The 1026-nt window shown below is 45.0% G+C and carries 1 protein-coding gene; it reads right to left on the bottom strand.

What is annotated here, in order from left to right; translation table 11 throughout:
• Window positions 1-95: 95 nt before the first annotated feature.
• A partial coding sequence (locus tag R7P72_RS26160; protein ID WP_318111181.1) for a DUF2066 domain-containing protein occupies window positions 96-1026 on the bottom strand: 931 nt, incomplete at its 5' end.

Raw genomic sequence — 1026 nt, 5'->3', positions numbered from 1 at the left:
GAAGAAAAAGCGAAGTTCAATAAATAACTTCTCTGATTCAAAAACAAAAAGAGTCGCAATTGCGACTCTTTCTTTATTCTATGCTCAAACGCGGATTAACTTTGCGAAGTAGAATTCCACTCATAAATCAGATCGTATTGATCTTGCACTTGAGGAATCACAACAGGCTGTTGTACTTGCACTGCTGGCACAGTTTCCTCAACGGCTTGAACCACCGTTTTTGGTTGCCCTTCTATAGCTTGAGCCTCTGAAGGTAGAGTTTCTACCGATTGCTCTTCCGATGGCGTCACTTCTTCAACGTCACCGAGTGGATCTTCAAATTCCATCAATTGTGAGATAGACGAAGCCTCTTGCTCAAATGCTTGTTGTGAAGCAAGCAAATGAATAGTCAGCGTTAACTCACTGCCTTGTACACGCTTGATTTCTGTGCCCGCCACTGAATTCAATTTGGTAAGTGCATTTTCTAAACGGAAGAAATCAGCAGCAGACGTTACATTTAACACTTTCACGTTCACAGCTTTAGAAGACTTGCCTGAGACAACAACGGCGTTTTTACTTGCGTAGTAATCAGCAATACCATCCACCATTGCGGAAATAGCGTCTGCACCAGTTGCCGACCCGCTGCGTGGAGAAGTTTGCGCATCAATAATCTTTGCAGGCGCTTGGTCATACAAAGTCCAACGAATCTGCTCGCCTTGCGCACGAATAATTAATACCGCGTCCGCTGGGTAACGCTGGCTGGCTTGGCTAATTGGTTCAATGAAACCGCCCCAAAGATCTGACGTGTTCACGCCCGTGACATCGTCAAAATCCCCAACAGGAATCGTAATTGGAAGGCCACGAGCTTCCGTTGCTTTTTTCAACGCAGCAACGTTGACAGAATCAGAATGTTCCCATGCAATTGCGCGGTCGTAATCTTGCTCTTCCACCAGCCAAACCAAAATGTTGGCACGATTTGGTGACCATGAAGGCAACTGAGCTTGAGTCAAAAGCGATTGAATTTGCCCACTGTTAAACAACATTTTA

This window comes from Vibrio sp. Vb0888, from assembly GCF_033338835.1.
Lineage (GTDB): Bacteria > Pseudomonadota > Gammaproteobacteria > Enterobacterales > Vibrionaceae > Vibrio > Vibrio alginolyticus.
The sequence above is the reverse complement of the archived record's forward strand: the minus strand, read 5'-3'. Positions and strand labels throughout refer to the sequence as shown.